This window comes from Proteus sp. FZP2095 (genome assembly GCF_023701425.1).
Lineage (GTDB): Bacteria > Pseudomonadota > Gammaproteobacteria > Enterobacterales > Enterobacteriaceae > Proteus > Proteus cibarius.
Map to the genome: position 1 here is coordinate 129,412 of NZ_JAMQBJ010000004.1, position 15,134 is coordinate 144,545.

Annotated in this window: 14 protein-coding genes; 1 reads left to right on the forward strand and 13 read right to left on the reverse strand. The window is 40.3% G+C overall.

Going from position 1 to position 15,134, the window contains the following annotated elements; all coding sequences use genetic code 11:
• Positions 1 to 161: 161 nt before the first annotated feature.
• The 9 genes from NBG71_RS15375 to NBG71_RS15415 all read right to left on the reverse strand — a co-directional run bounded on the left by NBG71_RS15375 (position 162) and on the right by NBG71_RS15415 (position 10,776).
• On the reverse strand, positions 162 to 1,259 hold the full coding sequence (locus NBG71_RS15375) for a Fic family protein (protein ID WP_109419336.1): 1,098 nt from the start codon (positions 1,257 to 1,259) through the stop codon (positions 162 to 164).
• Between the two features lie 105 nt (positions 1,260 to 1,364).
• A complete protein-coding gene (locus NBG71_RS15380; RefSeq protein WP_075671206.1) occupies positions 1,365 to 2,369 on the reverse strand; it encodes a LacI family DNA-binding transcriptional regulator in 1,005 nt (334 codons plus the stop codon).
• 53 nt (positions 2,370 to 2,422) lie between these two features.
• Positions 2,423 to 3,940 carry a tripartite tricarboxylate transporter permease gene (locus NBG71_RS15385; protein ID WP_075671204.1) on the reverse strand — a complete coding sequence of 506 codons (1,518 nt, stop codon included), beginning with the start codon at positions 3,938 to 3,940 and terminating at the stop codon, positions 2,423 to 2,425.
• Positions 3,941 to 3,959: 19 nt separating this feature from the next.
• Entirely contained in the window at positions 3,960 to 4,421 is a 462-nt protein-coding gene (locus NBG71_RS15390; RefSeq protein WP_075671202.1) for a tripartite tricarboxylate transporter TctB family protein, read from the reverse strand.
• Positions 4,422 to 4,482: 61 nt separating this feature from the next.
• Entirely contained in the window at positions 4,483 to 5,457 is a 975-nt protein-coding gene (locus NBG71_RS15395) for a tripartite tricarboxylate transporter substrate binding protein (protein WP_223672646.1), read from the reverse strand.
• A gap of 20 nt (positions 5,458 to 5,477) precedes the next feature.
• Complete coding sequence (locus NBG71_RS15400) at positions 5,478 to 6,530, reverse strand: sialidase family protein (protein WP_250916988.1); 1,053 nt, start codon at positions 6,528 to 6,530, stop codon at positions 5,478 to 5,480.
• A gap of 22 nt (positions 6,531 to 6,552) precedes the next feature.
• On the reverse strand, positions 6,553 to 7,482 hold the full coding sequence (locus NBG71_RS15405; protein WP_099659213.1) for a dihydrodipicolinate synthase family protein: 930 nt from the start codon (positions 7,480 to 7,482) through the stop codon (positions 6,553 to 6,555).
• Between the two features lie 10 nt (positions 7,483 to 7,492).
• The gene (locus NBG71_RS15410; RefSeq protein ID WP_250916989.1) at positions 7,493 to 9,139 is read right to left on the reverse strand and encodes a signal transduction protein; all 1,647 of its coding nucleotides are present in this window, start codon (positions 9,137 to 9,139) and stop codon (positions 7,493 to 7,495) included.
• Positions 9,140 to 9,189: 50 nt separating this feature from the next.
• Complete coding sequence (locus tag NBG71_RS15415; protein ID WP_088494291.1) at positions 9,190 to 10,776, reverse strand: FGGY-family carbohydrate kinase; 1,587 nt, start codon at positions 10,774 to 10,776, stop codon at positions 9,190 to 9,192.
• A 440-nt stretch (positions 10,777 to 11,216) separates the two neighbouring features.
• On the opposite strand from NBG71_RS15415, the gene NBG71_RS15420 reads away from it, so the two are divergent.
• On the forward strand, positions 11,217 to 11,645 hold the full coding sequence (locus NBG71_RS15420) for a hypothetical protein (protein ID WP_075671189.1): 429 nt from the start codon (positions 11,217 to 11,219) through the stop codon (positions 11,643 to 11,645).
• A 51-nt stretch (positions 11,646 to 11,696) separates the two neighbouring features.
• On the opposite strand, the gene NBG71_RS15425 is transcribed toward NBG71_RS15420, so the two are convergent.
• From NBG71_RS15425 to opp1B, 4 genes are read right to left on the reverse strand one after another with little or no spacing between them, the layout of a single operon-like run.
• Entirely contained in the window at positions 11,697 to 12,449 is a 753-nt protein-coding gene (locus NBG71_RS15425; protein WP_075671187.1) for an ABC transporter ATP-binding protein, read from the reverse strand.
• 24 nt (positions 12,450 to 12,473) lie between these two features.
• Positions 12,474 to 13,289: an ABC transporter ATP-binding protein gene (locus NBG71_RS15430; protein WP_156734318.1), complete on the reverse strand. Its 816-nt coding sequence runs from the start codon at positions 13,287 to 13,289 to the stop codon at positions 12,474 to 12,476.
• Entirely contained in the window at positions 13,267 to 14,136 is an 870-nt protein-coding gene (gene opp1C / locus NBG71_RS15435) for a nickel/cobalt ABC transporter permease (RefSeq protein ID WP_156734320.1), read from the reverse strand. Before opp1C ends, NBG71_RS15430 begins: the two co-directional genes overlap by 23 nt.
• Before the next feature lie 2 nt (positions 14,137 to 14,138).
• On the reverse strand, positions 14,139 to 15,065 hold the full coding sequence (gene opp1B, locus NBG71_RS15440; protein ID WP_075671181.1) for a nickel/cobalt ABC transporter permease: 927 nt from the start codon (positions 15,063 to 15,065) through the stop codon (positions 14,139 to 14,141).
• Positions 15,066 to 15,134: the final 69 nt, after the last annotated feature.

Here is a 15,134-nt window from a genome sequence, read left to right on the forward strand (position 1 = left end):
AACTATCCGCTTAAATTATGAGCCTCTGATTGCAGATAATCAAGAGCCCCTATTTTTGTTAAAACGAGATAAGTAGAGTAGCGCTCATTTATAAAAGTAAAAAAAAGAATAACAATAAAACGAGCAGACTAATGTTCCTATTGTGGCTAAATAATAATAATTTAGTCTTGTAAAATATATCTCACACTTCGCCCGCCAGCCCCACTGTCTGCTAAAAAACCCTGCTCAACAAGAAATGCTAAATGTCTTGTTGCACTTGCTCGACTTACTTTTGCCACACTCTTATATTGACTATTATTAATTCCATCGACAAAATCCCCTTGAAGCATTCTATTGATAACTTTTGATTGCTCTGGCGACAACAACGCTTGATCATGGGTTTGCCAATATTTAGTTGCTCTTACTGTCTTATCAATTTCATGTGTAGCTTCCAAAATAGATAATTGAAGCATTTGTAAAAACCATTGAAGCCATAATGTAATATCACCATCACCTTTTTGGGTATTTTCGATGACGTCATAATATTCTTGGCGATGCTCATTAATCGTTTTTGACATCGCATATAATCTGACTGTTTTATTTTCAGCTTGAGCTAATGCTAAATCCATAATAAGTCTGCCTATTCGCCCATTTCCATCTTCAAATGGATGAATAGTTAAAAACCACAGATGGGCAATAGCCGCTCTGATAATCAAATTAGGCTCATAATGAACTCTTGTTTTATTAAACCAATCCAAAAATAATGCCATCTCAGTTTCTATTGATTCAGGTGGCGGAGCTTCAAAATGTACAATAGGTTTATCAATTCTTTTACCTGAAACGACCTGAACAATACCTGTTCGGTATTTCCCTGAAGTAATAGGATTTAAAATAGAATGTCCTTCAGGAAACAATAGACTATGCCATTGAAATAAACGTTCATGAGTTAATGGTTCATCTAAGTTATTAATAGCATCTAATGCAGCTCGCACAAAACCCTCTGATTTTTCATCAGTTGGATATGTTTTCTCTTCTACAATACCTAAACGAGTCGCTAGTGAAGAGCGCACAGAAAATACATTTAGCTTTTCACCTTCAATATCACTCGAATAAATAATATTTGCCAAAATAGAATCTAAGGCAGATGTACTGTTTTCAGGCAACATTTGGCTTTGGCCATAGAGCATCCCTTGAACAAAACGAGTATCAATAAGTAAAGGGATCACGGTATTGTTGTTAAATCTGAAATGAGTCCAGTTTGAATGTTGCCAAATCCACATAAATCACCTCATGAGTCAAATATAAACTCTATTCTACTCAAAAAGTGAGGCGAATAGAAAGCCTAATCTACTCACAAAGTGAGGCGAATAAGCGGTTTAATTGACTCACTGAGTAGAAATTAGGCGCTCGATAAGCTGTGTTTTTATTAATGCAGGGGATTTAACTGCGGTGCCTGCTATCTTTGCAGACATGATTTCAAAAGCTTTTTCGACCAATAAAGCTTCATCTTGCTTCATTGACCACACATTATTAGGTAAAAAACTGAGCATCACATGATCATCGAAGGTACCAATATGAAGATGAGCCGGAATACTTCCTTCACGCTGACGAATAACACTCAATAAACCTTCAAGAATAGGCAATGATGAGGCAATAAAATGAGAGGGTATTTGCTGATGTTGCTCTAAATACTGTTTCATCATCAGCTCACCATCTTTGGTTGTATTATGCTCAGCATAAGAGACAGTCACTCGGTTATCATCACCATAATGTCCTTTTATAGCTTGCACATAACCGCGCAAACGCGCTGCGATGGTGGGTAATAATGCATCACCCGCAAAAAAATGAATTGGCGCATCTAGCTTTATCATCGCTCTTGTTAGTTGAGCACCACTGTCACAGTTATCTGAAGCGACACAAATAGCCTCACTGACAGAGAAATCTCTATCTAAAAAAACCAATGGTTTTTGGCGATGCTTCACATGATGTAGCTGATTTTTACGGCTTGATGACACAATGAAAATACCATCAACATTACGCTCATCCATTGATTTAACGAGTTTATTTTCATTTTTGATATCACCATAGGTACAACTAATCGTTAGCTGACAACCAATTTGGTGACAATGCATCTCTAATTTTTCAGCCAAAGCGGCGAAGAATGGGTTAGAAAGGCGAGGGATAACCAATCCGTAGGTATCTGTTTTATTAAGCTTTAAACTTCTAGCCGCATGATTGACGGTATAACCAAACACCTCAACATAGTCCGCGATCTTTTTTTGCGTTTTTGCACTGATACGGTATTGATCACCTTTGCCATTTAATACCAATCTGACTGTGGTAATAGACAAATTCAGGTCATTTGCAATCTGTTCAACTGTTTTTGCCATTAATATTCCATATTGATATTGCCCTCACCTTGATGATGAGGGCCAGTTAACCTTTACTGAGCAGGCTTAGCTCGGTATTTCTTCCACATTGCTTTTAACGAAGGTCCAATAATGGGTAGGATCAACGTTAGTATCGCAATACCTAAGAATGTCGCAGTAATTGGGCGTGTATACAGAATAGATAAATCACCCTGAGACATCATTAAAGCACGACGTAAATTTGATTCCGCCATCGGCCCTAAGATAATCCCGATAACCACAGGAGACATAGAGAAATCGAGCTTAATCATAATGTAAGCGAGTAACCCTGCTCCCATCATCACGAATACATCAATGATACTATGGTTCACAGAATAAGCACCTACACTACATAATACAAAGATAATTGGTACTAATACGCGACGCGGAACATCCATCACTCGAACAAAGAGTTTCATACATAAGAAACCTAAGATACCGAGGAAAATATTCGCCATCATCAAGCCAATAAAGATGCTGTTAACTTCAACTGGATTGTCAGTAAAGAGCTGAGGCCCTAATGCCAATCCCTGAACCATAAATGCACCCATGATAATGGCGGTTGCGCCATCACCCGGAATACCTAAAGTCATTAAAGGCACCATGGTTCCGCCTGTTACTGAGTTTGCACCGGCTTCTGGTGCAGAAACACCTTCTGGTGAACCGTGACCAAACTCTTCAGGGTGTTTAGACCAACGTTTTGCTTCGTTATAAGAGATAAATGATGAGATATCTCCACCCGTTCCCGGAATTGCGCCAATCGTTGTACCAATAGCAGATGAACGGAAATAAGTCGGTAACACACGTTTAAAATCAGCCCATGTCGGTAATACACGGTGAATACGCGCATTAATTTTTTCACTCTTCTTTTGTTTGCGCTCACGATACTCTTCTTCAAAACTGATCAAGCCTTGAGAGAAAGCGAACAAACCAACCAAGATAGGGATAAATGAAACCCCACCCATTAGGTACACAGTATCAAAGGTGAATCGAGGCCCAGATGTCATTGGATCAAGTCCAATTGTTGCAATCGCTAAACCTATCGCACCGCCCATCAATCCTTTCACAATCGATTGCGATGATACACTGGTAATAATACTTATGCCAAATACCGCGAGTGCAAAATATTCAGCTGCAGAGAAACCTGTTGCCACTTTTGCTAATTGAGGCGCTATTACAATCAGGGCAATCGTACTAAAGATCCCCCCAAACATAGAACCCATCGTAGATAAACCCAGCGCGCGTCCTGCTTCACCTTTTTTCGCCATTGGATAACCATCCAATACCGTTGCAGCAGAAGCGGGAGTACCCGGCGTACTAATCAATATCGCAGTAATTGAGCCACCGTAAACGGCACCACAATACATTCCTAATAATAGGAGGATCCCTGTCATTCCTTGGAAGGAGTAAGTTAATGGGAGAAGTAATGCAATCCCCATATTTACTGTTAGGCCCGGTAATGCGCCGATAATAATACCCGCGAATACCCCTAACAGGATCATCGTTATCGTTTCCAGAGTGAAAACGACCATTAAAGCGTCTAGTATTTCCATCTCAAAGCTCCTTTACCGCTTATTCAAAAAAGACGGAGGTTGGCAGAGGTGAATTAAAGATAATGTCAAAAAAGACATAAACGGCGGCAACCATCACAACCGGAATAACAACCAGTGCAATAGGTTTTCTTTCATTCATCAGCCACATAATGACCGGGATAAGAAGCAGTGACGGAATAATAAAGCCAAAAAAGTGCAGACCAGTGGCATAGACCAACATAAAGATGCCTAAACCATAAGCGCGTTTAACTGCAGTAGAACTCAGGTCAACAGACTTATGTACATGTTTGATTTTATCAACCACGATACTAATCCATTGAAAAATCCCCAGTAAAATAAATAAGATGGCAAGACCATAAGGCCAAAAACGCTCCCCAGGCACACCATAATCATCAAACATGCTCATATCACGGGAGAGATAGATAATTAGTGCCCCGAAAGCCACTGAAATCGCACCGATGATTGTATTGATTTTTGTCATGTCGGGATCTCCCCGACCCTACCTGCCGTAACAGGTAGGGTGGTTTATAATATTAGAAAAGTTATTTTTTCAGGGTTGCTGCAATTAACTCAGCATACATCTCGTGGTCTTCTTTCATCATTTGGTAAGCATCATCACCCGTAATAAACACAGGCATGATACCTTGTTTTTTCAGTGCTTCTTGGTATTCGGGTTTTTGAACTACTTCAGAGAATGCATCAACTAACTCTTTCTTCACGTTATCAGGCACATTAGCGGTTGTTGCTAATACAGCCCAAGCACGCATTTTCACGTTAGTATCTAATTTCAATGCTTCTTTGAAAGTCGGTACGGCTGGGAATAATGGGAAACGACGCTCATCCATTACACCAAGAACACGTAGAATACCGGCATCAACTTGAGATTTAACTGCACCCGGAGTTGTTAATACGCCATCGATGTGGTTGCCCACTAAAGCAGCAATTGAAGGGCCTGTACCTTCGTTGTAAGGGATATGGTTAAATTTAGCACCAGTGGTACGTTCGATATTAACGCCAGCTAAGTGATAAATAGCCCCCATACCTGAGTTACCGACTTTCAGTTTACCCGGGTTCGCTTTCGCACCCTCAATAAACTCTTGTAACGTGGTATAAGGTGATTCTGCATTAACAACTAACACCACTGGATCAGCGATAGTTGTTGCGATTGGGGTAAAATCTTTATAAGTAACTGGTGATTTTCCTTGGTGTGGGAACATCGCCAATTCAACGGTTGTCATCACTAACTTCGTGCCATCTGGGCGTGCATTAGCCACTTCAATCAGACCCGTTAAACCATTACCAGCAGGCTTATTCACAGGAACGAAAATACGTCCAGCTGGCATCACATCTTTTGCAAATTCAATGATAGTACGTGCAGAAGTATCAGTACCACCGCCCGGGTTTTTCGGGATGACAACATCAATATTTTTTGTAGGATACGTTAACTGTTGGGCAACTGCGTTCCCCATGCCCAGTGTCATCGTAATCGCCAACGCTGCGAGTAGACTCTTTTTCATAAAACCCTTTCTCCACATTTTTATTGAGTAGCCATTAGTTGCTGATAAACAATGTTTTTTCGATTCCAAGTAAAGGTCACGTGTAGGGTATTGTTTTCAGCAATAATAGCCGGATATGAAAATTCGCCTTCCCCATCGAGTAAATCGAATGGTTCAGACCAAGTACTGCCATTATCGGATGAAAGACTGACAGAAATAGGATAACGACGACTCCAGTTACCTGAGTTCGGGTTATACACCAATGCCAGTTGACCATCTGCGAAGGAGACGACATCAATGCCGCTATTATTATTTGGTAATATTGTTGCATAAGCTGGACACCAACTGCGCCCATAATCCGTTGAATCGCTACGATAAATAGTACCGCGCGTACTCCGCATCATGGCATGCACATGCCCAGGCCGGGATTCCCATAGTGTTGGCTGTATCACGCCATCCCATTGAAAAACGCGTTGTAGATCAGTCTCCCATAAGGCATCGTCCTTTAAACCCTGCCAGATTTCATGTTCCGCTTGCTCACCTTTATAATGTTCAATTGGAATATCTACTCGCAACCAGTGTTGACCGTTGTCACTCGAAATATCGACAAACGCATCCCAGAACTGGTCATCCTCAACCGACCCTGGTGCCAACCACTCGCCATTCGACATCACTAACACTTTATTTTTCACAGGACCTCTAGGTGCTACATCACCAGAAACCAATTCACTCGGTAAACTCCAGCTATTTCCGCCATCCTTCGAGATAACGTATTGGGTTGTCCAACTATGTACGTCGGGACCCGTTTTATAAAACAGCCAGATATTACCTGTTGATGGGTCAACATGTAAAACTGGATTCCAGTGCGCAACACCCGGATTTTTAACAACAGGTTGAGCGTGTTGCCAATGTTCACCCTCTTTCACCACTAGCCAGATAGCGGTATTACCGCTACCTTCTTTATCGCCAGCAAAAAAAGCGGTTAACAAACGCTCAGAGTTAGGCACACGCACAATCGTTGAAGCATGGCAGTGATTAAAAAGTGAATGTGCATTATCAAGCACAAACTGGGTTTCCTTCATCACGAAAGGCATATTCCTACTCCTGTGTCCTAAATTAATCTAACGAAAGCCACTTCTTCATATTCTCACCCAATGCAGTCATGCTATTGACGGCAGAAGGGAAAAATGAGTTTTCAAACTGACTGCTGTTACGGGAACGGCAGACCAGCGTACTGAAGTTACCAATCAGGCGCTGATGATATTTCGCGCATGCTGGATAATCCAGTGTTTCGGTCATCGCTGCTGTTGATAAATAATCTGCTAATACCGCAGCCTGCTCTGGTTTATCCTTCCAATTCTCATAAAGCCAAACATAAAGCTCTGGATGGAAGTTTGCCATTACACCGCTATATGCCTGACATCCAGCTTGGAATGAAGCTAATAGCGTTTGACTGTTGGCGTTTGCAAGATGCAAGCGGGTCCCTTTTGATAATGCCAAACGACGTTCTATCATCGGAAGAGAACAGCACGTATCTTTGATAAAGGTAAAGCGATTACTTTGAGCACACCACTCTACAATTTCTTCAGATAACAAACGTTTGTAAGGATAAGGGCATTCATAGATACCCAAATCAATCTCTTTTGGTACCACATTGGTTAAGACTTGCAGTGTTTCCAGCGCTTTATCATCCGACTCCCCGACTAGAGCCAAGCGATTACTGATCATAATGACGCCATCGACGCCTGTGCCAGCCATTGCCTGCAATTGTTCTTTTTGCTGACTTAATGCTGTTGCAGTATGACCAGAAGCAACTACAGGTACTCTTCCATCTGCTTTTTCAACGATAAAACGGGTGAGTGCTAGAGTTTCCTCATCACTTAAATAAAACATTTCGCTTGATTGGCAGGCGGCAAAGAGTCCATGTACACCAGAATCGATATACCAGTCTACAAGGCGCTCTAATGACGCCCAATCAATCTCCCCTTTGGCATCAAAAGGGGTTAGCATAACAGGCCAAATACCGACGTATTTTTGCTGACTCATCATCAATTCCTTACAGTAAGTTAATGGCATCGCCTGCCACTTTCACTTGGATACCTTGAGTCAGTGCTTGAGCAACAAATGCTTTTAGCACAAACGCCAATTTATCTTCATCAACATAAGCCACAGTAATGTGGTTACTTTGATGTCCCGCCATAAGGTCATCACGAGTTACGCCATCTAACGTACAGTTCAATAATGGCCATTCGTAGTTAGTTGCTTTACGGCGACGTTCAAATTCTGCTTCAGGTAACTCCACAGCCACACCTGTACCAATATGCATAATCACATCAGTACCTTCATAGTGTGCACGGCCCCATAATAAGCGCCCTGCTTTACCTTGACCTGCGATAGTTGAACCCCCTTTAGGGAAGAACATCGGAGGTTGGCGATAACCTGTTGCACCTTTTAGGCCACCTTTGAGGTGTTCAAAAGGAACAGAGCCTGAAATTTCCATATCCCAGTAGAATGTTCCTTCATACTCACTACCCCAACGAATATCATGTAGCGTGGTTTCAGCAGGTAATCCTAATGATGTTAATAAACGCCATAACATCGTTTGAGGAATAGCCGTACCCATATCCACTTCGTTGATACAAGGAATTGGTGTGTTAGGGCAAATAATCTCGCCGTTTTCATCTGGCAGTGGGAAACGCGCGGTTGAACCAATCGCACCTTCAGCAAAGTCAGACGCAGGGCAACAATCTTTTAAGCCCTGCTGATATTGCACACCTACTGCTGTTAGACCAAAACGTTTTACGAAACGCGCCATTGCAATCATCATGGCGCACTGCTCCATCACTTGTTCACGAGTGAGTTCAGTTGTGTCATCTTGACCGAACATAAACGTCATCCCGTTATCTTCGTACCACTGCAAACATGCTTCTCTTAACTCTGTCGGTACTTTCGCCATTTCGACCAGTAACGCAGATTGAGAAAGGGATTCAATTGGCATACCAATATTGATCATTGCCTGTTGTGGGAAGACCCCGTTAATCATTCCCATACAGAATGTATCGAACAAACCTATTATTTCTTTATTTTTAATTATATATTCGCCGACTTTACGACCCACTTCGCCGGCTTCTGTCGCCATTACCCTGTGTGTTGGCGCAATATCTGTAAGATAGCTAAGCTTATGATTTACATAACCATATTTTAACCAAGTTGCTAAACTATCTACAAAGAATTCATCATCAAACTCTTCTGACCATAAACGTGAATAATTTTTACCTAAACTAGTCATCGTACCCGCTAAACACAACATGCCCACAAGACCCGGCCATGTACCATCAAAGTTAGCCAGCAGTAAAATAGGGCCACGATGGTGTGCTAATGAAGAGGCAATATGGTGTGAATATTGCCAAGCGGTTAATAACACAATAACCGGTGCATCAGGATCGATTGCAGCAAACATATCGCAACCTTCACGCTGACTACTGATAAAACCATGACCGCGAGCTTCATTAATTTCATGAGCACGCTTCATTTTGTAACCTTGAGCTTCTAATGCTGCAGCCAGTTTATCTTCAAATTTTTTCTGTACAGGCCAGCACGTTACGTTTGCAGGCTCGCGTAAGTCTGCGTTGGTGACCATCAGGATCTCTTTCTGACCTGCTGTGATGGTTGTCGGTAATTTTGGTAGATTTAAGTTCAACATAAGATATCCCTGGTAAGGTAAACTCGGTTCATAATCGGAAAAATTAGTGGTCAACAATCTGACATCATTTCGTTATAACGCTGCTGATCTTGATACATCTGCAAATAAACTTGGTATTTGGCCTGATGGAAGGCAAACGTGTCGCTATCTGGTGTGATAATGCCACCTTCTCGCACCATTGCACTGGCAGCTTTAGAGAAATCATCAAAGGCTTTACATGCCACCGCACCTAATAATGCAGCCCCTAAATTCACTGCATCTTCTTCTTGTGCTAAATGAATTTCACGACCTGTTGCATTGGCATATTCGCGTAGCCACAATGGATTTTTCGTTGCACCACCACACATCACGATGCGATTGATTTGATGTCCAGCATCTTCAAGCGTGTCGATAATATGGCGTGTACCATAAGCAATAGATTGCAGTGTCGCGAGATAATAACGAGCTAACGCAACTCGACCACTTTCCAGCGTTAATCCGCTTACCATGCCTTTGGCTGCAGGATTTGCACGCGGAGAACGATTGCCATGATGGTCAGCTAAAACATGAAACTGTGCTGTTGGATATTGTTCATTCTCTTCCAATTCAGCGACAGCTTCGTTTAATAAGGCATAGTAGTTAACGCCTTTTTCATTCGCCTCTTGCTCTAATTCAGCCCATGATTCATGACGGCGGATAGACCATTCAACTAACGCACCAGCAGCACTTTGACCACCTTCGTTTAGCCATAATTCGGGTAACATCGCGCCAAAATAAGGCCCCCAAACACCGGGTACCATAATTGGATATTGGCTCACAATCATATGGCAGTTAGACGTACCACTGATAATTGCCAAGCTCCCTTCAGGTTGTGATGCCGTTAATGCCAAACCACCCGCATGTGCGTCAATAATGCCTGAAGCCACAATGACACCCGTGTGCAAGCCAAACGCATTGGCAACCGACTCGTCTAAACAACCTGCTTGTTCACCTAACGCAAGAATGGTTTGTGGTACTTTTTCTAATAATTCATCCAAACCGACATCGGCTAACAAGCTCTCACTAAATTGCCCCTGATGTGCTAAATAGTTCCATTTACAGGTTAATGTACAAGTACTTGCTACATCCCCTGATGTTGCTTTCCAAACTAAAAAGTCAGCTAAATCAAAGAATCGCCATACATTCTCATAACGCTCTGGATAATGATTTTTTAACCACAGAATTTTTGGCAATTCCATTTCAATACTGACTTCACCACCAACATATCGCAGTGAAGGATCATTGGTGAGATTGATAGTGACTGTTTCTTGTACAGCACGGTGATCCATCCACATGATGATATCTTGTTCAGCTTTACCGCTTGGTGAAACAGAAAGCCCTTTACCGTCTTTATCCACCGCAACCAAAGAACAAGTGGCATCAAAACCAATAGATTTCACATGGATAGGATCAATCGCAGATAACGCCACCGACTCTTTTACGGTAGTGCAAACCTGTTGCCAAATATCGGTAGACGATTGCTCAACGAAATCCGTTTTTGGGCGAAATTGAGCAATAGGGCGAACAGAAAAGCCCAAACGCTTTCCATTGCTATCAAATACCGCTGCACGGACACTGGCTGAGCCAACATCAACGCCAATAAAATATTGTTGTTCCATGCGAACCCTCATCATTTGCTAACGCTATGCTAATTTTTGCTACTTCGAGTTAGCAAGTTAATTCGAACATGACGAAAAAACAATCACAATAAGATTACTTTGTGATGCAGATCTACATAGATAACGTAATTATATGTTTTTAATGGAAATTTATTTATTTGGCTTTGTGGGTTATTTAAGTGATGTACTGAATCGATTATGTTCGTTATGAAACTAACGAACATTTAATTAATTAGATAAGTAAAATCACTTATAAAAATATCAATATCTCAACAATAAATATCCTTTTATAAAAAGATATCTCACTAATAATGAGAGATATTATTCAAAAAATAATGAAAAAAGGAAAAACAATAATATTCCTATTGCTATAACGCGCTATTACTTTATTTTTAATAAGTTAACTTAAATTTATATATTTTTTTTTGGAGCATTTAATTATGTTGAAAAATATTGCTATCAGTCTTTCTCTGCTGTTTATTTCCTCTTCTGCTTTTTCAGCGACATTAGCAGAAAAAGAATTACACCAAAAATTCGAAGAAAATATTCAGTCCCGTGTTGTTGATTTAAATAAAAGCTGTGATGCCAATATAAAAGTTACTTTTGATTGGCCTGCATTTACTGCTGATGATTTAAAAACAATAGGTGTTGATAGTTATTGTAGCGAAGGATTAAAAGGCGTAATTAATACTTGTGAGAGCTCGAAAATAGCACAAGAAACAGTAAAAGAAAAAATACAGAATATTACCTGTTCTAAAGCAACACCTCGTAGTATTGAACTTAAAGAAGGCACGCTGAATTTTGGTATTGATTTCAATGCTGCAAATGATGCAAAAGCGGTTCAAGAACACTTAATGAATAATCTCTAAATACATTAAATTCAACAAGCAGTAATGCTAAAAGGCATTGCTGTTTATTGATTAAATAACAGCTTGAATAAGCTTTTTAGAATAATCATGAGAAACATTGCCTAAATTATTTATCTCACACAGTTCAATATTCCTTCCTTGTAAAAAAAACATCACTTTATCGCAGAAATAAGCCACCGTTTGAATATCATGACTAATAAAAAGATAAGAGAGTGTAAACTCTTCTTTCAACTGTTTTAATAAATCTAATATTTGAACTTGAGTGGGAATATCTAAAGAACTAAGTGCTTCATCTAATACAATAAGTTTTGGATAAGACGCTAATGCACGACATAAACAGACTCGTTGAGCCTGCCCACCAGACAGTTCAAATATATAACGTGTATAGCAACTTTTAGGTAATTCTACTTTATCTAAAAAAGCAAAAATAAGTGTTTTCAATGCTTGATAGCTAATACTTGGATTAATGATTTTAATCGGCTCAGCAATAATTTCGCCTACCGTTAATGTCGGATTAACGGAAGTCATATAATCTTGAAAAACGATACTAATTATACCTTGGCGATGAAGTCGTTTTGTAACGGGTTTATTATTTAAAGAAATAGCACCACTATCAGGTAATTCTAATCCACAAATTAAACGCGCTAACGTGCTTTTCCCACTGCCACTTTCACCCACTAAACCAAAGGCTTCACTTGAATTAATACTAAAAGAGAGTGAATCGATAACCTTCACTTTTTCACCAAATAGTGTGTTATTTTTTTGAGTATAAAACTTACTAATATTCTCAACACTTAATAACATAAACCCTCTTTTATTATGATGGCATTAATCTATTTTTTTATTAATCAATTGCTCGAAGCGTAATGAAAGCTGCCGGCGTGCATTAATTAAATAACGCGTATATTCTTGTGTTGGATGTGATAAAACGGTTGTTTTATCGCCACATTCAACCATTTTCCCTCTTTGCATGACGACTATATCGTCGGCAATTTCATTAACTAGCCCTAAGTCATGAGAAATAAAAATCAGTGTTGAATGATGAGTTGTGACGACATGATGAAGCAATTTTAAAATATCTTGGCGAAGTGGTGCATCAAGCGCCGTTGTCGGTTCATCCGCAATTAATAATTTCGGTGATAAAGCGAGCGCAATCGCAATCATCACACGTTGTAGTTGTCCGCCACTTAGTTGATGAGGAAACGCCTGCATAATAGATTGAAATTGATGAGGAAAAACATGAGATAATGCCAACTGTGTTTCTTCTATGGCTTGCTTTTTAGAATAGGAAAAATGGTAGGTTAAAGTTTGGCAAAATTGCTTTCCTATTCTCATCAAGGGATCGAAGGCACTCATACCATTTTGCACAATCACACCTAAAGATGTTCCTAATAAAGCTCGACGTTGAGAAAGTGTTTCATGACTGATTTTCTTTCCTTCAAAGAAAATCTCTCCTGACATCGCTAATTGTTCAGGTAGCAATCCCATAATGGCTTTACTCATCAAACTTTTACCACTACCGCTTTCTCCGACAATCGCTAATGTACGTCCTTGTTTTATCGAGAAAGAGATGTCATCAATCAGTTTTTTTCCACTTTCTTGATGAAAAATAGAAACATGCTCAAGCGTCAGTAAGTTGTTCATGCTTTTCTCCTACTGACTGGCGATTATCGGGATCAAACACATCACGTAAAAAATCACCCCAAAAATTAAATGCGGTAACGACAAGAGTGATAGCAATCCCCGCTGGCAACATTTGTTCTGGATGTAATACCATGACATTTTTTGCTTCACTGAGCATATTTCCCCATTCTGGCGTGGGTGGTTGTACGCCTAACCCTAAAAAAGAGAGCGCAGAGATCATTAAAATAACACTGCCAATATCCGTTGATGCTAAGACAATAGTTTCAGCAAAGGTAACAGGTAATAGATGTCGCCGTAAAATATGACTGGACGGCGCGCCAATGACCTGTGCATATGCAATGTAATTACGATGAGAATATTGGCGAACAACCCCTCTGATCATTCTGGCATACCATGCCCATTTCACTAAAATAACGGCAATTAAGATATTACCAATACCCGGCCCCATTATTCCCACTAACGCTAAGATCATAATTTCTGCTGGAAATGACAAAACTACATCACATAACCGCATAATTAATGTATCTGTCTTGCCATGAAAAAACCCGGCTAACATGCCCATTAACCAACCAATTATTAATGTCACACTCATGGCTAATAAGGCATAAAATACCGTGGTTCTTACACCAAACAATAATCTTGAAAAGATACAGCGCCCTAAATTATCCGTACCTAACGGATAATCAAAACTCATAGGCTTAAATTTCAAACGTATCGAGGTTAATGTGGGATCATGTGGTGCCAACCAAGGGGCAAATATTCCTGCAATAATCACAATCATAATCACCGATAAGCACAGCTGTGCGCTTTTATCTTTTGCAAGTCGTTGCCAAAACAGTTGCCACATCACTATCTCCTTAACCGTGGGTCAGTCATCATTTGAATGACATCCATCAGAAAATTAAAAAAGAGAAATAGCAGTGACATCAATAAAATATAAGCTTGTATCATCGGATAATCACGACCAAATATAGCACTGATACATAGTCGTCCGATCCCCGGCCAAGCAAAAATATTTTCTATCACCACCGTACCAGCAATAAGCTTCGGAATGCTCATTCCCAATGCTGTTAAACTGGAATACAGCGAATTGCGTAAAATATGACGACGTAAAATAAGGTTATCGGGTAATCCTCGCGCTTTGGCATAAAAGACATAAGGCTGATGCCATTGATTTAACATCGCACCGCGTAATAACCGCAAATAAGTGCCGATATACCCTAAAGAGAGTGCCAGTGCAGGCAAAATAACAGACTGTGGCGATAACATCCCGCTGACAGGCAACCAATCTAAATAAACTGCGACCCCCCAAATTAAAAGCAACCCTAACCAGTAATTAGGAATTGCTGTTAAAACAAATACAATGAAACGAATGCATTTATCCGTAAAACTTTGAGGTTTAGCCACACACCATAATGCTAAAGGTAATGCCAGAATAATCGTAAAGAATAGCGCTGTTGAGGCTAACCAAAGTGTTGGAGGCAACGCCCTTAGCATCTCTTGAATAACAGGAGTTCTTGTAAGAAAAGAAGTACCAAAATCGAGTTGTAAACCAGCCATTAACCATAAAAAGTAACGCGTAAAAAAAGGTTTATCTAACCCTAACTCATGGCGCATACCTTCAATGGCTTCAGGTGTTGGTACTATTTCATTGACGCGTAACGCGACTTCCGCGGGATCAGATGGGGCTAACTCCAACAGAATAAAGGCAATAAATGAAATCATCAGTGCCAGTGGGAAGATAGCCAGCACTCTCCAGAATATATAACGTAGCATAAGGTTTGATCAGTGTGGCACGTTGATATTACGAGCCACACTTATATTAGTTGACCTCATTAATGCATT